Below are 19,573 nucleotides of genomic sequence, written 5' to 3'. Positions count from 1 at the left end.
GGCTCAGGTGGGCGTGATGCTCACCTCGTCGAACTCGGCGGTGCAGCGGACGAGTTGACTGCGCGAGCAGACGACCAGTCCGACGTAGTAGGGGGCGTCACCGAAGCCGGGGATCACTCCGTCGGCGAGGGGGGTCCAGGTGACGCCGTCATCGGTGGACAGGGCCGCGCCGAAGGCGGTCCCGACGCGCTTCAGCCGCAGCAGGGCGGGGAGGGTGACGGCCGCGCCACCGGTGAAGGCGGAGGCTCCGGCCACCGTCTTGCGGAGCATGAGCTGAGCGGTGCTCCCGCCGGTGACGATCGCCCCCGCCGCCTGGTCGAACGGCGACAGCGACTTCGCCACGAGCAGCCCGACACGGTCGGCGCTCACGCCGTTGCGCGAGACGAGCCGGGCGACGACCTCGCAGTCGCCGCGGACCGGCCGCCGCACGAACTGGCCTGTCATCCCCTGGCCGTTGGCGTTCAGATCGACTCCCGCGCCCCGCACGGTGAAGTTCCCGCCGGCGTACGACGTGCTGCCCGGCGTGGTGATCGCGACCACGCCCAGCGTCCCGAAGGCACGGTCGTCGAGCACGGTGTCGCCGAGATCGCCGTACGTCCACGGCGCGGGCGGCGCGGCGCCGACCGTGAGGGCGAGGGTGCCGGAGCCGACACCGGCCGCGTTGCCCGCACCGGCCGTGACCGTGAACTCGCCCGTCCCGGCGGGCGTTCCGGAGATCAGGCCGGTACGGCGGTCGACGCGCAGCCCCTCGGGCAGGCCGTCCGCGGTGAAGCGCACGGGCTCGTGAGCGGCACGCAGCTGGTACCGGAAGGGGGCGCCTTTGTTGGCGAAGAGCGCGGTGGCCGAGGTGAGCCGGGGAACCGTGGGCGTGGGCATCGCCGCCGCGGCGGACCGCGAACGCGGGCCACGGCCGGCGGTGTTGGTCTTCACGACGACGTAGTGGTACGTCGAGCCGGGCGCCCCCGTCGCGTCCGCGTACCGGACGCGGGTGCCGAAGCCGACCGCGCCGACACCGGTCGCGATCGTGCGGTACGGGCCGTCGGCGTGGGCGGCCCGCAGCACCGTGAACCGGGCGGCGAGGTCGGGGTCGGTCCAGGCCAGCTCGACGGCGTCGGCACCGGTTTCGGCGCGCAGGTCGGTAACGGTGCGGGCGGGGCGCGGCACGGACCACACCTCGCCGGACGCGGAGGTCACGCTGACGTTGTCGAAGGCTCCGGTGCCGGTCTCGGCGTACTCCGCGTCGACACCGAGGCAGGAGGTGAGGACCAGGCCGGCGTACGCCGTGCGTCCCAACTCGACCTCGGTGGCGCCGACTTGGGTCCAGCGGATGCCGTCGGGAGAGATCGCGCCGGTCAGTCGCCGGCCCCTGCGGGCGACCCGCACCCAGTAGGGCGCCCGCAGCCGGTAGCCGTCGCCCGCGCCCTCGACGTACGGCGCCTCCAGCGGGGTCGCCGACTCGGGCAGCGTGCCGAGGTCGGAGATCGGGAAGGCGGCCGACGTCGTAATCGCCTGCTGCTGCGTGGGCGGCACGGGCGTGCTGCCGGTCGCGGAGATCTCGGCGCCGGTAGCGGGCCGGGTGGAGAACACCCCGCTCCAGGTGTGCAGCGGCAGCCCCTGGATCAGCATGGCCGCGTGCGGCGCGCCGGCGTCCAGCGAGGCGCGGACGGTGACGCCGATCTTCGAGTACTGCGAGCTGAGCGGCCACACGATCCGCGCGGTGACCGTGCCGTCGCCGCGCAGCGGGAGGTGGGCGAGCCGGTAGGTGTCGGCGGTGCCGCTCGCCTCCAGGACGAAGCGCTCGCCGTCGAAGGCGGCGGAGCCGGGGGTCCGTACGTCGCCGAGGTCCTGAGTGGACCAGGGTCCGGGGAGGCCGGCTGTGGCGGAGACGGTGGGCGAATCACCGCTGCTGCCTTGGGAGTTGGTGGCGCGGACGGTGTAGAGATACGTCCGTCCCTGCCGAACCCGGCGGTCGCGGTAGGTCGGCTGGACGACTCCGGTGGCGATCTTCTCGTACGGGCCCTCGGGGCGGGTGGCGCGGCGGACGGTGTACGTGTCCGCCCAACTGGACGGCAGCCAGGCCACGGTGACGGAGTCGTCGGTGCCGGTCGCGGTGACGCCGGCCGGGGCGGTGGGTGCGGTCGGCGTCGGGGCGGTGGTGCCGGCGTAGGTGAAGGTGCCCCAGCTGGGCAGGTCGTCGTTGCTGCCCTCGACGGCGCGGGTGCCGCCGGTGCCGCGGAAGACGGCGTTCTTCGTGTACGGGGCGTCGAGGCCGCGCACGCCGGCGAAGTGGGCGTACGCCATCTCGTAGATCGGCGGCAGGGTGCCGCGCGAGACGGCCGAGACGGACGTCTTGATGTACTTGCCGGTGCGGTCGAGGTCGGGGGTGAAGGGGACGTCGCCGCCGAGGTTGTAGCGGGCGGCGTACTCGAAGTTGGCGAGGATGCGGTGGTCGTCGAAGGACCACAGGTCGACGCCCTGGTTCCAGGCGACCTGGGCGAGGTCGCCGGTCAGGCCGGCGGCGAGCTGTTCGTGGCCCTGGTCGCGGCCGGACTCCTGGCCCTGGCCGGCGTCGGTGACGATGCGGTGGAGCACACTGCCGTTGCCCGCGCCGGCCGCGGCGAAGCGCAGGGCGTCCTCGAAGAGGACCGGTTCCTCGCAGAACACGCCGATGGCCAGGATGGTCTGAAGAGCCGTCAGATCCCAGTTGCCGTTGGCGTAGAGCATGTAGCCGGACACCGCCGGATACCAGACGTCGAGGAACGATCGTTCGCAGCGGGAGATGCCCTCCCGCGCCCAGCCGTCATAGCCCGTGTGGCGCAGGAGTTCGGCCGCGTTGACGAACTTGAAGGCCTGGAGGCCCGCGCCGAGCGGTCCGTCGGCGCCGGTGACCGTCGTCAGGGACGCCGACCACGCGTTCAGGATGTCGCGGGCCTTGTCGGCATGGGTGCGCTCCCCGGTGGCGCACCACATCAGGGCGTTCTGGTAGGCGGCGGCCGAGTCGGCGACGGCCTGGTTCTGGTAGTTGGCGGGGCCTCGGCCCCAGGTGGTGATCTGGCCGGTGTTCTGGACGACGTACGACGAGGAGGAGCGGGCGTGGGCCGCGAGCGCCAAGTAGCCGTCGTGGACCGGGGGTTGTCTGTCGGCCACTGCCGCCTTCATCCGGGCGAGGTCGTCGGCGGTGTGCAGGAGGCCGGGGTGGGAGAAGGTCACCTCGGAGTCGCCGCCGGCCGCCACCGCCCGGCCGGGCACGAGCAGGCCGCTCGCACCCGAGGCCAGCAGCAGGGCGGCGGTGCCGCCGAGGAAGCCCCGGCGGCTCGGGGTGACGGGAGCGGGAACAGGCACGGGAGTCGGGACGGTCATGACGCCGCGGCCGCCTCCGCCTCGGCGGTCGTGAGGAACTTCAGGTTCGTCACGTGCTCGTTGGAGAACCACTGGACCGAGTCGGTGGTGTAGTACCAGGTCGGCTTCTTCATCGAGTCGGCGACCACCAGGCCGTTGATCACCAGGTTCTCGAAGGTGACGTTCTTGATCGCGTGGTCGGCGTCGTAGCCGAGGAGGAGGGACGGGTTGGCACGGGTGCCGGTGTAGGTGAGGTTCTTGACGTAGACGCCGTCGATCCCGCGGCCGACCGAGGTGTTGTACTTCGTGTTGTACATGACCTTCATGTAGATGACCTGGCCCCAGCGGAAGTCCTCGATCCGTACGTCCTCGATCCGCACGTTCTTGATGAGGTTGGAGTCGCCGGGGTTGAGGGCGATGCAGCCCTGGTAGTTCATCTGGGGTTCGCGGTGGTCGAGGACGTCGATGTTCTTGATGACGAGGTTCTCGATCGTCTCGGGCGCGTCGGAGTTGCCGTGCGTGCCGACGTTGATCGGGTGGGCGACGTCGGCCCACAGGGTGCAGTTCTTGACGGTGACGTCGCGGGTGTCGCCGTAGTAGTCCCAGCGGTGGCAGTAGATGGCGATGCAGTCGTCGGAGTTGCGCATGAAGCAGCCGTCGAAGGTGATCCCGGTCGAGGAGAAGACGTCGAAACCGTCGCCGTTGCCCTTCGAGCTGAACGCGCGCGCCTTGGTGATGCGGACGCGCTTGCTCTCGGCGAACGTGCCCGCGTACCCGGCCGGGTTGAGGATGATCACGTCGTCGACGCGGATGTTCTTGCTGCCCTCGCAGAGGATCGCGCCGCCGGGGTTGTTGTACAGCACGCCGTGCCCGGCGAGGCGGGCCCGCTCGACGTCCTTGAAGTAGACCTGGGCGGTGAGCACCGCGCCGCCCGCGAGATACACGGTCTTGCCGCTGGGGACGGTCAGGACGTTGCCGGTGACGGTGTGCACGCCGGGTCCGAAGTAGATGATGTCCGGGTCGTCGGCCGACGGGGCGTGCTTCTCAAGGGGGTTGGTGATGACGTGCAGGCAGTCGAAGATCTCGTCGTTGATCTGTACGACGATGTCGCGCGGCTCATCGAGGGTGAACCGCAGGGTGTCGCCGAGGAGTTCGGGCGTGATGCCGAGCGCGTCCGGTCTCACCCGGGCCTTGGTGGTGCCGCCCTTGAGATAGGTGATCTCCAGCTCCACGGAACCCCGGAAGTCGAAGTACACCATCGAGGAGTTGTAGACCTTGCCGGAGCCGGTGGTGGCGTTGATCTCCTCCAGCTGCGGCCGCCAGATGTCGAGGGTCTGCCACTCGCCGTCGGGTGCGGTGCGGGCCCGCACCTTGAAGGAGGTGTTGGTCGGCATGGTGGCCGGGCGGGGGTAAGTGACCAGCTTCGGGCGGGAGTTGTGGCCGTGGTCGCCGGCCTGGGCCGGCGTGGCCGTCAGACCGCCCGACAGACCGGCGGCGAGGGTGGTGGCGCCGACCGCCTGGAGGGCGGTACGACGGGACAGGGGCGTGTTCATCTGCGACTCCTTGCGAGGTGGTACGGAAGGGGCTGCCAAAGGGGTTACGAGAGGGGCTACTTGAGGCCGGTCGTCGACATGCCGGCCACGAAGCCGCGCTGGGCGACGAGGAAGATGAGCAGGACGGGCACGACGAACATCACCGAGCCCGCGGCCAGCAGGTTGTTCACGGGCAGGCCGCCCGGAGTGACGTACGAGGTCATGAGGGCGACGGAGAGCGTGGTGCGGTCGTTGGAGAGCAGGAGCATCGGTGCGATGAAGTCGCCCCAGCTCCAGGTGAAGGCGATCACGAAGCTCGCGGCCAGGACCGGCCAGGACTGCGGCAGGAAGATCCGCCAGAAGATACCCGCGTACCCGCAGCCGTCGACGATCGCGGCCTCCTCCAGCTCCCTGGGCATCCCGGCGAAGAACTGCCGGAACAGGAAGACGAGATAGGGGGCGCCGGCCAGGCCCCACAGCACCCAGGGCCAGTACGTGTCGACCATGCCGAGCTTCGCGAAGATGAGGTACGTCGGGAAGAGCGTGATCATCTGCGGCAGCATCATCGACCCGAGGAGCACCCCGAACAGGACCTTCTTTCCAGGGGCGTTGAGGCGCGCGAAGCCGAAGCCGACCCAGGCGGAGCTGAGGGTGACGAGGGTGGCGTAGATCAGGGCGACGATCAGGGAGTTGCGGGCGTAGCCCAGGAAGTCGATCTGGGTGAAGGCGTCGGCGAAGTTGTGCCACTGGATCCGGTCGGGCAGCCAGTGCACCGGGGACGCGGCCAGTTCGGGGGTCGTCTTGAGACCGGTGACGATCAGCCAGCCGAAGGGGCCGAGCATCAGACCCGTGATCACGACGAGGACGGTGTAGAGGACGAGGCGGTTGACGCGGATACGGACGCCGGCGGCTTCCGCGGACTTCGCGTCCGTGGGCTTCGCTTCCGTGGGCTTCGGGGACGCACCCTTCGGGGACAGGCTCGTGGACGTCACTTCTTCGCCTCCGGATCGACGTTGTAGAACACCACTCCGGACGTGGCCCTGAAGACGATCCCGGTGACGACGAGGATCAGGACGAAGAGCACCCACAGGAGCGCGGAGGCGTAGCCGTAGCGGCCCATCGCGAAGTACTGGGCGAACACGTGCATCATGTACATGTAGTTGGTCTGCGGGATCCCCGTGACTCCGGCGGGAGTCGAGATGGGCGCGATCAGCAGCGGCATGATCATCTGCACCGACGCGATCATCCCGGTCACGGCCTGGAACAGCAGCACCGGCGAGAGCAGCGGAACGGTGATGCTGCGGAAGGTCCGCCACGCGCTCGCGCCGTCGATCCGGGCCGCCTCGTGGAGTTCACGGGGTACGTCCTGGAGGCCGGCCAGCGAGATGATCATGACGTTCCCGGCGCCCCACAGCACCGCCATCAGGATCACGTAGCGGGCGTACGGGTCGTCGAGCCAGGCGAGGGCGTCGATGCCGAAGACGTGCAGGACACCGTTGGCGGCACCCGAGTCCCGGTTGAAGAGCTGCTTGAAGATCAGCCCCGCGCCGACCGGCGGCACCACGGCCGGCAGATAGAGCAGGGTGCGGAACAGACCGCGCGCCTTGATGGGGCGGTTGACCAGGACCGCGAGGGCGAGTCCCGCGACGATCGACAGCGGTACGGAGGTGAGCGCGAACACCCCGGCCCGGCCCAGGGAGTCCCAGGTCACCGGATCGGACAGCAGCTCGCGGTAGTTGCCGAGGCCGACGTAGCGCCAGCGCGGCGAGATGCCGTCGAAGGTGGTGAAACTCAGCCAGAGCGCGTACGCCATCGGACCGACGGTCAGCAGCGCGAACCCGATGATCCAGGGCGAGGTGAACAGGTAGAACGCCCGGCGCCGGCGGGCCGTCATGGAGGTGCGGGGCAGGTGGGTGGAGTGGCCCGCGCCGGTGCGGGTGGGGGTGGTGCGGGCGGAGGTGGTGCGTCCGGTGCCGGGGGGCGCGGCGGTCCGGGGCCGCCGTACCGCTTCGGGGATCTGTTCCGCTGTCATCCCACCTGCTCCTTACCGCGCTTCAGCTGCTCGTTGACGACCGAGGTGAGGCGTCCGGCGAGGGTGTCGACGGAGATCCGGCCGTTCATCGCGGCCGGAATGACCTGGTTGATGAGGGCCTCCAGCGCGTCCCACTTGATGTACGGGGTGAACGGAGTCACCGAGAAGTGCTTCGACTCGGCCTGCTGCACCTCGATGACGCGCTGCTGGTAGTCCTCCTTGTGCGGCATCAGCGGCTGGAGCGACTTCAGGCTCGGGATCCCCCAGCCGCCCTCGGCGCGCGCCCTGGCCGGTCCCTCGCCGAAGAACCACTCGAAGACCCGCCAGGCCGCGTCCTTGTTGCGTGCCTTCTTCGGCATCCACATGCCGGTGGCTCCCTGACAGGAACTGAGCCGCGGGCCGCCCTCGAAGACGGGCGCGGGTGCGAGGCGGGACACCTCGGCCAGCTTCGGCTCGGCGTTGATCATGCCGCCCAGCCAGTAGCCGCTGCCGGACATGGCCATCCGGTTCGCGACATAGGTGGGGCCGTCCCAGCCGTCGGGATTGGGCTGGACGAGGCTCGGTCCGACCCTGGCCCTGGCGTAATCGACGTACCAGGCAAGGGCCTTGCGGGCCTCGGGGGTGGTGAAGTCGACGCGGCCGAAGTCGGCGGAGAAGAGGCTGCCGCCGGCGGCGGCCGTGAGGTTGGTGAAGAGGATGCCGAGACCCAGGCCGTTGTAACTGCCTCCGTAGACGGTGGTCTGGCCGTTCTTGCGCCGGGTGAGGCGCTTGGCGTTCTCCAGCCAGGCCTCGTAGGTGATCGGCTCGGTGTCGGGCGGGTGGTCGACGCCCGCCTTGTCGAAGAGCGCCGCGTTGTACCAGAACATCGCGTCCTGCGAGAAGTCCTTCGCCATGCCGTAGCGGGGGCCCTTGCCCTGGGTGTGGCCGTCGTAGCGCCACAGGTCGTTGGCCGGGGCCAGGTCGTCCACCTTGAGGACGGTGGACTTCGCGAAGTACGGGTCGAGGTTCTCGGCCACGCCCCGGGCGGCGAAGTACGGCGTGTCGAGCGCGCCGCTGCCGCGCACCAGGTCCGGCGGGCTGCCGTTGGTGAGCATCGCGATCAGTCGGGTGATGTCGTCCTGCACCACGGTGATCCCGATGCCGAGTTCCTGCTGCGCCTGCTGGATCAACTCCGGTGAGATGTCGTCGAGTTTGGCCATCACGGTGACGCGCTCGCCGCCGCCGGTCGCGGCACCGGCCACGTGCAGGGCGCAGCCGCTCAACGCCGCCGCGCCGGCCGCGGCGCCCCCCGCCGACAGGGCGAGGAAGCGGCGGCGGCTGGGCGGAGCACCGGCCTGGGTGTGCATGAACCCTCCAAGTCTCTGCGCTGAGATGTTTTCGGGAACCGGTTTCTACAGGCAGTGGAGGGAGCTTCCTTCCGGCCGCTGGGGCCGTCAAGAGGGATGACCAAGTTTCGAAAACTCTGGGGGTGCTGGGAGCCGGGGATCACGGGCTCACTTCCGCCGTACATCCGGCAACCGGTTGGCCTTCGGTCGGAGTGATTGACCGGCCCTTCTCGGGAGACCTACGGTAGATCTACGGTAGAAGGCGCTTTCTGAAAATGTTTCCATCCCGTGCTCAGATCTCGTGGTCAGGAGAGTCATGCCCAACCCGCAGCCCAGGGCCGTGTTCGCGATGGATCCCGTGCACCTTCCCCTGCTCTTCCCGCCGCCGCTCATGGCCCGGCTGACACAGGCTTCCGATCTCGATCCCGCGCTCGTGGTACGGGACTTCGCCGACCCTTCGATGGCCGGTGCCCTCGCCGAGGCCGAGGTCCTGATCACCGGTTGGGGCTGCCCCCGCCTCGACGCCGACGTCCTGGCCGCCGCGCCCCGGCTCCGCACCGTCCTGCACGCCGCCGGCTCCGTCCGCTCGCTGGTCGGGGACGCGGTGTGGGAACGCGGGATCACCGTCTCCAGCGCGGTGACCGGCAACGCGCTGCCGGTCGCGGAGTACACGCTGGCGATGATCCTGCTCACCGGGAAGGACGCCTTCACCCACCGCGAGCGCTTCCGCGCCGAGCACCGGCATCCGTCCCCTGCGGAGACCGCCGGCACGGGCAACGTCGGGCGCCGGGTCGGGGTCATCGGAGCGTCGCGGGTGGGACGGCGGCTGCTGGAGCTGTTGCGGCCGTTCGACTTCTCGGTGCTGCTGTACGACCCGTTTGTGACGGCAAGTCAGGCGGAGGCGCTGGGGGCCGAGTTGGTCGGGTTGGAGGAGTTGCTGCGGCGGAGTGACATCGTGTCGCTGCACGCGCCGGACATCCCGGAGACGTATCGGATGCTCGACGCGTCGCGGCTCGCGCTGATCCGGGACGGGGGTGTGCTCATCAATACGTCCCGGGGGGCGTTGGTCGACCCCGACGCGCTGACGGACGAGTTGGTCTCCGGGCGGCTGCACGCGGTGCTCGACGTGACCGAACCCGAGCCGCTGCCCGCGGATTCGCCCTTGTACCGGCTGCCCAATGTCTTCCTCACACCCCATATCGCCGGGTCTCTCGGGAACGAGCTGGAGCGGCTCGGCCTGATCGTGGTGGAGGAGCTGGAGCGGGTCGCGGAGGGGGTGGGGTTGGGGCATGAGGTGCGGTACGTGGATCTGGTTCGGGTGGCTTGAGTTGGGTGCGTTTGGTTGGGGTGGCTTGGCTTGAAGTGGTTTGAGCAAGGGGTGGGTGAGCTGGATGACGGCGGGTGAACTGGCTTTGAGGGAACGGCATTTGGCTGTGACTTCTACATGTGCCGTGCACAATGTCTTGCTCGGTCGCCTCCGGGGCGCTCTATGCCGGTGTCGAGAGCCCGATCGTGCTCAGCGCTGCGCGCCTCCGCGCGTTCGCGCTCTCGACACCGGCGCGCCCCTACGGCTCCCTCGCGGCCGGCGCGTTGGCACACGAACCGTTGGTGGGCCCTTGCCGTTGGCCTGTGGTGGTTCGGGGGGACGGGGGTTTGGATGGGATACGGTTTCCGCGCCGGTGACTGATCTGTTCCGGTGGGGATGTAGTGAGTTCGAGGAGTCCTGGCCGTGAGTCAGCGCAAGGCTGCCGGTGATGTCGGGCGGGCCACCATCCGTGACGTGGCCGAGCGGGCCGGCGTCTCCGTCGCGAGCGTTTCCCGGGTGCTGTCCGGGAATTATCCCGTGTCGGAGGAGCTGCGGCGGCGGGTGATGAAGGTCGTACAGGATCTCGACTACGTCACCAACGCGCATGCCCGGTCGCTGGCGGGCGGCGGGACTCCGACCGTCGCCATCCTCATCAACAACATCACCGGAGCCGCGTTCGCCCACGTGGCCAAGGGAGTTGAGGGCGCGGCGACACTGAGGGGCTGGCTGTCACTGGTGGGTACCACCGGGGACGACCCCGAGCGGGAGTTGGCGTTGGTCAACCTCATGCGGCAACAGGGCGTCGCGGCCGTGGTGTTGCTGGGCGGCGCCTACGACTACGACGAGTACCAGTTGCGCATGGCCCGGTTCGCACGGTCCCTGGATGCCGCCGGCTCGCATCTGGTGCTGGTGGGCCGGCCTCCGCTGGAGGGCGACGTGCCGGCCACGACCGTCGACTACGACAACGAGGGCGGCGCCTACGCCATGGCCAGCCACTTGTTGTCGGCCGGCCATCGCAAGGTGCTCGTCCTGCCGGGCCACTCCGAACTCACCACCGCGCAAGGCCGGTTGAGAGGCGCCCAACGGGCCTTCGAGGCGTACGGGGTGCCTTTCGAGCCGGGCATGGTGCGGCACGGTCCCTACGACTACGAGCACGGGTACGAGGCCGTGGAGGAGAGCCTGGGGGCGGGACTGGAGTTCACCGCCGTGCTCGCCGGGACCGACGTCGTCGCCGCGGGTGCCATGCAGGCGCTGCGGGCGGCGGGGCTGCGGGTGCCGGAGGACGTCTCGATCGTCGGCTACGACGACATCCCGCTGGCCTCCCAGCTGACCCCTCAACTCACCACCGTGCACGTCCCGTACGAGGAGATGGGCCGGGTGGCCCTGCGCGCGGTGGCCGACCGGCGCGAGGGCGGCTCGGGGCGGCGCAAGGGAGGTGACGGCGACCATGTGGTGCTGGGCACCCATGTCGTCGTACGCAACTCGGTGCGGCCGCCGGCCGGCCAGGGCGGTCCGCGCTGAGCTTGTTCCTCAGCCTCCGATGAGGGCGACGGCGGCGACATCGTCGGGCGGTCCGGGGCCGACGGTGTCCAGGCCCGGCGACAACGTGCTCGGCATGACGGCTGAAGGCGGCGCTCGGGTCGGGGGCATCCTGACGGGCCCAGAGGACGCAGGACGAGCTGAGAGGTCTCTCTCCACAAGCGGGCTGCGGCCTGGTGACGACGGCCGCCGCCCGGACTCCGCGCCGGGGCCCGACGGCCCGTGCCCTCAGGCGGACCCGCTGATGTCGTCGAAGTCGGTTGAGGCCGACAGCTCGGCCCATGCCAGCAGGTCGCGCTCGAAGGCGTCCCGTCCGGCGCGGACCAGCCGAAGCGCGTCGGGGCCGAGCAGCAGGCGCGTCGGCGGCCGGTCGGCGGCCACGATGCGCAGCACCGCGGCCGCGGCCTTGTCCGGGTCACCCGGCTGCTGCCCGCTGCCGTGGACGCGCCGGGCACGCACCGGCTCGAACAGCTCGTCGTAGTCGGCGATCGCTCGGGGTGCGCGGGTCATCGAGCGGCCGAGCCAGTCGGTGCGGAAACTGCCCGGCTCGACGGCGGTGACATGGATGCCGAGACCGGCGACCTCCTTGCCGAGCGATTCGAGGATGCCCTCCACCGCGAACTTGCTGCCGTGGTAGAAGCTGAGGCCCGGCATGGTGATCAGCCCGCCCATCGAGGTGACGCCGAGGATGTGGCCCGAACGGCGCTTCCGCATGTACGGCAGCACGGCCTTGATCACGGCCACGGTTCCGTAGACGTTCACCTCGAACTGACGGCGAAGGTCCGCCATCGACGACTCCTCGAAGAGACCGTCGTGGCCGTACCCGGCGTTGGCGACGAGTACGTCGACCGGGCCCAGGTCGCGCTCCGTCTCGTCCACGACCGTGTTCACCGCGTCGTGGTCGGTCACGTCCAGGATGCGCGCGTGCACGTCGCCGGGGAGCGCCTCGAAGGCCCGAGCGTCGGCGGGCGTACGCACCGTGCCCACCACCCGGTGGCCCGCGGCCGACGCGGCGCGTGCGAGTGCGCGGCCGAGGCCGGTGCTGACGCCGGTGATCAGGAATGTCTTGCTGTCCGACACGGGAGTTCCCTTCGTGCGATGCGAACGGGCGCCGAGCGGGGGCGGTTGGGCCGCGGCCGGTCTCGACACGTTCCACTTCAGCACCGGAATCGGCTGCTTCTCGGCATCCGAGGGGTCCGCCCGGCCCCGGGGACGGCCGGACCGGGGTACTGCCAGTCCCCCTCACGCCGGCCGTCGGCACGATCTCGGGCCCTATCGTGAACGGTATGGACCGCAACACGGCTCTCGGTGAGTTCCTCCGCTCCCGGCGGGCGCGGATCACCCCGCGCCAGGTGGGCCTGTCCGACGACGGCGGCACCCGGCGGGTGCCGGGACTGCGCCGCGAGGAGATCGCGCGGCTGGCGGGCGTGAGCGTCGACTACTACGTACGCATGGAACGCGGACGCCGGCTGAACGTCTCCGAGTCCGTGCTGGACGCGATCTCCCGCGCGCTGCGCCTCGATCCCGTCGAACGCGCCCATCTGTTCCAGCTCGCCAAGCCCTCCGCGGGCGGGCCCCGCCGCGCGGCGACGCGTCCGCAGCCGGTCCGCCCGGGGCTGCGCGACATGCTCCGGGTCCTCGATCACACCCCCGCGCTCGTGCTGGGGCGGCGACTGGACGTACTCGCGTCCAACCGGATGGCACGCGCGCTGCTCACCGACTTCGACGCGCTGCCGCACCGCGAGCGGAACCTGGTGCGGTTCATGTTCCGCGACGAGACGGCCCGCTCGCTGTACACCCACTGGGACACCCACGCCCAGGACATCGTCGCCTCGCTCCGGCTCGACGCCGGACGCCACCCCGACGATCCGCTCCTCGCCGAACTCGTCGGCGAACTCTCCATCGCGGACGAGGACTTCGGCCGTTGGTGGGCCGACCAGAACGTGTACCGGCACACGCACGGCAGCAAGCACTTCCACCACCCGGTCGTCGGCCCGCTGACTCTCACCTACGAGTCCCTCACCACGCCCGCCGACCCGGACCAGCGGCTGAGTGTCTACACCGCCGCGGAAGGCTCCAGCTCCGAAGAGGCACTGCGGCTGCTGGACGCGTGGATCCGGCGGCCCGAGACCCCGCATGAGCAGCACGGGCAGCACGCGGATCACTAGCCCCTCCCCGCCGGTCCGAGAGGAGCGGTCTGCCGCAGGGCCGCGCCAAGTTTCGGGAACCGGTTGCGCCATCGTTTCGTAACCGGTTTCCGCGTTCTACCAGCACATATCCCAACCTCAGCGAAGAAGTTCGCGCACACCTCTTGCTACGGGCCGGACCGCCCACCTACCTTCACGACAACCGCTTTCTACATCTTCCGCAGCGTCCCCCTTCCGCTGAGAACGTCCAATCCCCGAAGGATCACGGTCAGATGAACTTCACCAGCTCCCGGAGAAGGTTCGCCCACGCCGCCGTCGCCGGAATCGCGCTGACGGGTCTGCTCGCCGCCTGCGGCGGGTCGGACTCGGGGGACGACACCAAGTCGTCCGGTCCGGTCACCCTGCCCTTCTGGGGCTGGGCCAACGGTCAGGAGGCGGTGGTCAAGGCCTTCAACTCCGCCCACAAGGACGTCAAGCTCAAGTACACCAAGGTGACCGACCAGCTGACCATGCAGAAGCAGCTGACCAACGCCGTGAAGGCGGGCAACGCCCCCTGTCTCGTGCAGAACACCGCCGAGTACGTGACCAGTTGGGTCTCGCAGGGGGCGCTCGCCGACATCAGCCAGTACGTGGACGGCAGCAAGGGCAAGTTCAACGGCGGTGCCTGGGCCAGTGCTCAGGTGCAGGGCAAGTCGTATGGAGTGCCTACGAGTTCCTCGCCCAACTTCACCATCTACCGGACCGACCTCTTCAAGAAGTACGGGATCGACGCGCCGGCCACCTGGGACGACTTTATCGCCGCCGGCAAGGTGCTGAAGAAGCACGGGGTGAAGATCACCAACTTCGCCGGGGAGGACCCGAGCACGTTGGAGGTGCTCGCCATGCAGGCCGGCGCGCACTGGTACGCCATCGACGGCAACTCCTGGAAGGTGGACTTCCAGGACGCGGGAAGTCTCAAGGCCGCCAAGGTGATTCAGGAGATCATCGACGGTGATCTGAACTCCAAGCTGTCCTTCGCCGACTACGCCGCCGTGCAGCGCAACTACGACGAGGGCGGGACCGCGACCCGGCAGATCTCGACCTGGCAGATGGCCGGCATGGTGCAGAACTTCACCAAGTCCTTCGGGAAGTGGGCCCTTTCACCGTGGCCGACGTATGCCGGTGAGGCCGCCAAGACACCTGCGGGGACCAACCTGACCGGCAGCGTGACGCTGGTGACCAAGCAGTGCAAGAACGTCCGGCAGGCCGCGGAGGCCGCGTTGTGGATGTCCACCGACGCCGGTGCCGTGAAGACGATGGCCTCCCCCACCACCGGCAACGGCGTGATGCCGGCGCTGGCCGACAGTCAGTCGTACGTGGGTGAGGCGGTCTCCGAGAAGCTGCTCGGGAGCAACTACCAGGCCGCGCAGAAGGTGGTGACCGAGAGCCTGGGGACCGTGACGACCGACTGGACCTTCGGGCCCGACTGGACCGCCATGTTCACCGAGATGCAGGCCGGTTGGGCCAAGGTCGTGAGCAAGGAGCAGAAGGTGACCGACCTGCTGGCACACATGCAGGAGTGGACGGTCAAGGACCTGAAGTCCCGCGGCATCAGTGTCGAGGGTTAGAGGCTGAGGTCGATCGACGATGACTCGCTCACTGCGCTGGAAAGGCGCCGCCTTCACGGTGCCCTTCCAGCTCGGCTTCGTCTTTCTGTATCTGCTCCCGATCGGGTACGCCGTCTACCAGTCGCTGTTCCGCGAGCAGCAGTCCGGGCTGGGGCTCGGGGGGTCGACCGAGAAGTTCGCCGGGTTCGACAACTACCGGCAGGGGCTCACCGATTCGGCGTTCATGGGGTCCGTGCTGCGGGTGGTGCTGTTCGCCTGTGTGCAGATCCCGGTGATGCTCGTCATCAGTCTGCTGCTCGCGCTGTTCCTGGACGCGCTCGCCTCCCGGGCCGCGAGCCGGTTCCGGATCGTGCTGCTGGTGCCGTACATGATCCCGGGTGTGGTCGCCGCGCTCGTGTGGATCAACCTGTACAGCCCGGCCGTCGGTCCGCTGACACCGCTCGGCAAGGTGTTCGGCTTCGACTGGAACTTCTTCGCGCCCTCCATGGTGTGGCCGTCCATCGGCAACCTGCTGACCTGGCACGGCATCGGCTACAACATGGTCATCATCTACTCGGCGCTCCAAGGCGTCCCGCGTGAGCTGTTCGAGGCCGCCCGGCTGGACGGCGCCTCGGAGCCGCGGATCGCCCTCAGCATCAAGATCCCTTATGTGCGGGGCGCGTTGGTGCTCACCGGGATGCTCTCCGTCATCCAGATGCTGCAGATCTTCAACGAGCCCGCGCTGTTCCGGAACATCACGCCGCAGACGGTCAGCGACAGCTTCACGCCGATCATGATCATCTACAACCAGGCGTTCAACGCCGGCAACTACCACTACGCCGCCGCCCTGTCGGTCCTGCTGGCACTCATCCTCGGCATGGCCTCCTTCCTCTTCTACCGGCTCACTTCGAGGGAGGTCGACTGATGACGATCACCGAGGAACCACGCGCGAAAGTACGGCAGTCGGGCAGGATCAGCACGCCGGACCGGGCTTCGCGCTCGCGGGGCGGGCAGCGGTTCCTGCTCGTCGGGCTGGTGCTGGCGAGTGTCTACAGCCTGTTCCCGGTGTGGTGGCTGATCGTCGCCTCGACCAAGGACCGCACGGGGCTCTATCAGAGCAACGGGCTGTGGTTCTCCGGGTGGCATCTGTGGGGCAATCTGCGGCAGTTGTTCACCTACGAGGACGGGATCTTCCTGCGCTGGACCGCCAACTCGTTCCTGTACGCAGGTGTCGGCTCCCTCGGCGGCACCCTGCTCGCCCTCGCCACGGGATACGGGCTCGCCCGCTTCCAGTTCCCGGGCCGGAACCTGGTGTTCGCGTGCGTCGTGGGGTCGTTCCTGATCCCGATCGCCCTGCTGACGCTGCCGCTGTATCTGATGTTCTCGGAGATCGGGCTCGTCGACACCCCGTGGGCGATGCTGATCCCCTGCCTGATCAACCCGTTCAGCGTCTATCTCGCCAAGGTGTACACCGAGGCCACCATCCCCTTCGAGCTGTTGGAGGCCGCCCGGATCGACGGGGCCGGTGAGCTCAGGATCTTCTTCAGCATCGTGCTGCGGATGATGACGACCGGCGGGGCGACCGTCTTCCTGCTGGCCTTCGTCAACACCTGGAACGCCTTCTTCCTGCCGCTCACCGTGTTGCGCGGCGAGGAGAACTGGACGCTCAACCTGGGCCTGTACAACTGGTCCGGCAAACGCCTGGAGTCCGGCGTCGACCTCACCAGCCTGGTGCTGACCGGCGCGCTGCTCTCCATCGTCCCGATGGCGATCATGATGGTCGCCATGCGGCGGTACTGGCGCACCGGAGTCACCCTGGGAGCACTCAAGTGAGCTCTGAGGCGAGCCAGGAGCCAAGTTCTCAAGTGACCTTGCTGCGCAACCCCGTTCTCCGTGGCTTCGCCCCCGATCCCTCCATGGTGCGGGTCGGTGACTGGTACTACGTGGCGAACAGTTCCTTCGAGTGGTTCCCGACCATCCCCGTCCACCGCTCCCGCGACCTCGCGCACTGGGAGTACGCCGGCCATGTGCGCGGCGCCGTACCCGGCGACTCGCTGGCCGGGGTGCCCGACTCGGGCGGCATCTGGGCGCCCTCGCTGAGCTGGGACGGCGAGCGGTTCTGGGTGGTGTACGCGGTCGTGCGGTCGGTGGGGACGGCGTACTTCGACGCGGATGTGTACGTCAGTACGGCCGTCGAGGTGGGTGGCGAGTGGAGCGCTCCCCGGCGGGTGGCCGGTCACGGCTTCGACCCCGCGCTCTTCCACGAGGACGGTCGGCTGTGGCTGCTCAATCTGCAGAACGACCACCGGCCGGGTGGACGGCGGTTCGCCGGCATCGTGTTGAGCGAGCTAGACCGCGAGACGCTGGCTCCGGTCGGCGGTACGCATCTGCTGGTCCAGCACGAACGCCTCATCGAGGGGCCCAAGTTGGTGCGGCGGGACGGGTGGTACCACCTGGTGCTCGCGGAAGGGGGTACGGGGTTCGAGCACGGCGTGCGGGTGGCGCGGAGCCGCTCGCTCACGGGTCCCTACACGCTCGACGACCGGCCGCTGCTGACCTCCCGGGACGATCCCTCGCTGCCGTTGCAGAAGGCGGGGCACGGAGAACTGGTCCAACTGCCGTGTGGGGAGTGGGTGTTGAGCCATCTGACGGCTCGTCCGCTGGACACCGGTGGCGGGCCGCGCTGTCCGCTCGGGCGGGAGACCGCGGTCCAGGCGGTGGTGTGGGACGCGGCGGGGTGGCCCCGGCTTCGGCAGGGCGGCCATCATCCGGCGGTCGAGGTCGCCGTACCGACGCCTCGCGCTTCTTCCGCACGCCCTGATGTGCCGACAGGCCTGCCCTTTGGCGAGTTGGGCTGGCCATGGAGTTCCCCGCGCGGATATCCCGATCCGTCCTGGGCCGACGACCGCTCCCGCCCCGGCTGGATCCGGCTGCGCGGTCGGCACGGGCCCGAGTCGCGGTGGGCGCACAGTCTCCTTGCTCAGCGGATCACCGAGCATCGGGCGGAGGCCGAGGTCACCGTCGAGGCTCGGCCGCGGACGTTCACGCAGGCCGCGGGGCTGGTGCTCTTCTACGGCACCGAGGCCCACGTGAGCCTCGATGTGACGTGGGCGGAGCCGGAAGGCGAGGAGCAGCACGGGCAGCAGTGGCAGGGCAGGGGCCGTACCGTCCTCCGCCTTGTAGAGCGCGAGGAGTCCGCCACCCGGCAGGCTGCCGTGGTCGACATCGACGCGGACGGGCCGCTCACCCTCGGGGTGACGGTGGACGGCGTGGACGCCCGCTTCTGGTACGCCGTCGGGGGCAGCGCGCGCACGGCAGTCGAGGGCGAGGCCCGTACTCCCGTCGAGCGCGCGGCGCGTACCCCGGTAGGTCCCGTGCTCGACTTCAGCAAGCTCTCCGACGACCACGGGACCAAGCTGCGCTTCACCGGCGCGATGGTCGGCATCCACGTCGTGGACCTCGTCGATGCCGCGTTCACCGCCGACTTCACCGGGTTTCGGCTCAACTGTCGGTAGCCACCCTGTTCGAAGTTTCGAAAGTCAGGGACGTTCCAAGCCTGCGAAGTCCAACCTCTTCCCGGTGCGTTGCGGTGAACCTAGGGTAGGAAGCGCTTACCCCTTCGTCGCTGGTCGAAATTTTCGGTGGCCCTCGGGCGGGCCGGAGAGGTGGTTCCCGATGGTCCGTACGGGGAATGCGAGTGTGGCCGCCGGGCCGACGCTGGCGGTCGTGGCCCGTGAGGCGGGGGTGTCCGTGCCGACCGCGTCCAAGGTCGTCAACGGGCGGGAGGACGTGGCGCCCGAGACGCGCCGCCGCGTGACGGAGGCGCTCGACCGGCTCGGTTACGTGCGCAGACCCCGCTTCGACACGTCGAAGGTGCCCGGTCTGGTCGACCTCGTGGTCCACGCGCTCGACACCTCCTGGTCCGGGGCCGTGCTGCACGGCGTGGAGGCGGCGGCGCACGACGCGGGCCTGGAGGTCGTGGTCTCGGCGGCACTGAACCGGACCCGGACCGGGCACCCGGAGCGCGGCTGGCTGGACAAGCTGGTCGTGCGCGGTTCGTCCGGGGTGCTGTTCAACCTGGCCGAGCTGACTCCGGCGCAGTACTCCTGGCTGGAGCAGCGCCGGATCCCGTACGTGCTGATCGACCCGGTGCTCGAACCGCCGCCGGGTGTGGTGTCGGTGGGGGCGGCCAACTGGCAGGGCGGGGTCACCGCGACCGAGCACCTGCTGGCCCTCGGCCATGAGCGAATCGCGGTCGTCGCGGGCCATCAGCACAAGATGTGCAGCAGCGCGCGGGTGGCCGGCTACCGTTCGGCACTCGCGGCGGCCGGGGTGCGCCACCGTCCCGAGTACGTCCGGCACGCCGGCTTCGACGAGAGCGCGGCCCGGCGGCGGATGCTGGACCTGCTCGATCTGCGCGAGCCGCCGACGGCGGTGTTCGTGTGCTCGGACCGGATGGCCCTGGGTGTCTACGAGGCCCTGGCGGAACGGGGGTTGAGCGTGCCCGACGACGTCAGCGTGGTCGGTTTCGACGATCTGCCCGAGTCCCGCTGGATCGCCCCGGCCCTCACCACGGTCCGCCAGCCGCTGGCCGAGATGGCGGCGACGGCCCTACGGCTGCTGGTCCGCATGATGGAGGGCGAGCGCCCGGAGAGCACGCGTACGGAGTTGTCGACGCGGCTGGTGGAGCGGAGCAGCACGGCACGTCCGCGGGCGTGACTCGTCGCCGACTTCAGCCGACACCTGTCACGACGGCACGCTCTTTAC

At 69.5% G+C, this 19,573-nt stretch carries 14 protein-coding genes; 8 read left to right on the top strand and 6 right to left on the bottom strand.

Annotation, left to right across the window (positions count from 1 at the left end; genetic code table 11):
- Positions 1-3 precede the first annotated feature (3 nt).
- The 5 genes from ACWD5F_RS10840 to ACWD5F_RS10820 are packed head-to-tail and all read right to left on the bottom strand — an operon-like array spanning position 4 to position 8,249.
- Positions 4-3,360 (bottom strand): putative Ig domain-containing protein, encoded by a 3,357-nt coding sequence (locus ACWD5F_RS10840; protein WP_451253098.1) that lies wholly within the window; start codon positions 3,358-3,360, stop codon positions 4-6.
- The gene (locus ACWD5F_RS10835; protein ID WP_451253096.1) at positions 3,357-4,892 is read right to left on the bottom strand and encodes a glycosyl hydrolase family 28 protein; all 1,536 of its coding nucleotides are present in this window, start codon (positions 4,890-4,892) and stop codon (positions 3,357-3,359) included. The genes ACWD5F_RS10840 and ACWD5F_RS10835 overlap by 4 nt, the downstream gene beginning before the upstream one ends.
- Positions 4,893-4,948: 56 nt before the next feature.
- Positions 4,949-5,863, bottom strand: a complete 915-nt coding sequence (locus ACWD5F_RS10830; RefSeq protein WP_451253094.1) for a carbohydrate ABC transporter permease — start codon at positions 5,861-5,863, stop codon at positions 4,949-4,951.
- Entirely contained in the window at positions 5,860-6,903 is a 1,044-nt protein-coding gene (locus ACWD5F_RS10825) for a carbohydrate ABC transporter permease (protein ID WP_451253092.1), read from the bottom strand. Before ACWD5F_RS10825 ends, ACWD5F_RS10830 begins: the two co-directional genes overlap by 4 nt.
- The gene (locus ACWD5F_RS10820; protein WP_451253090.1) at positions 6,900-8,249 is read right to left on the bottom strand and encodes an extracellular solute-binding protein; all 1,350 of its coding nucleotides are present in this window, start codon (positions 8,247-8,249) and stop codon (positions 6,900-6,902) included. The genes ACWD5F_RS10825 and ACWD5F_RS10820 overlap by 4 nt, the downstream gene beginning before the upstream one ends.
- 295 nt (positions 8,250-8,544) lie before the next feature.
- On the opposite strand from ACWD5F_RS10820, the gene ACWD5F_RS10815 reads away from it, so the two are divergent.
- Together ACWD5F_RS10815 and ACWD5F_RS10810 are read left to right on the top strand one after the other, a co-directional pair.
- Positions 8,545-9,555: a hydroxyacid dehydrogenase gene (locus ACWD5F_RS10815; RefSeq protein WP_451253089.1), complete on the top strand. Its 1,011-nt coding sequence runs from the start codon at positions 8,545-8,547 to the stop codon at positions 9,553-9,555.
- Between the two features lie 402 nt (positions 9,556-9,957).
- Complete coding sequence (locus ACWD5F_RS10810; protein ID WP_451253087.1) at positions 9,958-11,055, top strand: LacI family DNA-binding transcriptional regulator; 1,098 nt, start codon at positions 9,958-9,960, stop codon at positions 11,053-11,055.
- Between the two features lie 246 nt (positions 11,056-11,301).
- On the opposite strand, the gene ACWD5F_RS10805 is transcribed toward ACWD5F_RS10810, so the two are convergent.
- Positions 11,302-12,153, bottom strand: coding sequence for an oxidoreductase (locus tag ACWD5F_RS10805; protein ID WP_451253085.1), 852 nt, complete (start codon positions 12,151-12,153; stop codon positions 11,302-11,304).
- Positions 12,154-12,359: 206 nt separating this feature from the next.
- On the opposite strand from ACWD5F_RS10805, the gene ACWD5F_RS10800 reads away from it, so the two are divergent.
- The 6 genes from ACWD5F_RS10800 (at position 12,360) to ACWD5F_RS10775 (ending at position 19,525) form a co-directional block, all read left to right on the top strand.
- On the top strand, positions 12,360-13,241 hold the full coding sequence (locus ACWD5F_RS10800) for a helix-turn-helix transcriptional regulator (RefSeq protein ID WP_451253083.1): 882 nt from the start codon (positions 12,360-12,362) through the stop codon (positions 13,239-13,241).
- A 251-nt stretch (positions 13,242-13,492) separates the two neighbouring features.
- Entirely contained in the window at positions 13,493-14,827 is a 1,335-nt protein-coding gene (locus ACWD5F_RS10795) for an ABC transporter substrate-binding protein (protein ID WP_451253081.1), read from the top strand.
- A gap of 19 nt (positions 14,828-14,846) precedes the next feature.
- Positions 14,847-15,731: a carbohydrate ABC transporter permease gene (locus tag ACWD5F_RS10790; RefSeq protein WP_451253079.1), complete on the top strand. Its 885-nt coding sequence runs from the start codon at positions 14,847-14,849 to the stop codon at positions 15,729-15,731.
- Complete coding sequence (locus ACWD5F_RS10785) at positions 15,731-16,639, top strand: carbohydrate ABC transporter permease (protein ID WP_401717407.1); 909 nt, start codon at positions 15,731-15,733, stop codon at positions 16,637-16,639. Before ACWD5F_RS10790 ends, ACWD5F_RS10785 begins: the two co-directional genes overlap by 1 nt.
- A 32-nt stretch (positions 16,640-16,671) precedes the next feature.
- The gene (locus ACWD5F_RS10780) at positions 16,672-18,321 is read left to right on the top strand and encodes a family 43 glycosylhydrolase (RefSeq protein WP_451253077.1); all 1,650 of its coding nucleotides are present in this window, start codon (positions 16,672-16,674) and stop codon (positions 18,319-18,321) included.
- A gap of 184 nt (positions 18,322-18,505) precedes the next feature.
- Positions 18,506-19,525 (top strand): LacI family DNA-binding transcriptional regulator, encoded by a 1,020-nt coding sequence (locus ACWD5F_RS10775; RefSeq protein WP_451253196.1) that lies wholly within the window; start codon positions 18,506-18,508, stop codon positions 19,523-19,525.
- The last annotated feature ends 48 nt before the right edge of the window (positions 19,526-19,573 follow it).

The sequence above is a fragment of the Streptomyces sp. NPDC002499 genome (assembly GCF_053595415.1).
Note: the sequence above shows the minus strand (reverse complement) of the source record. Positions and strands in the feature narration are given on the sequence as shown.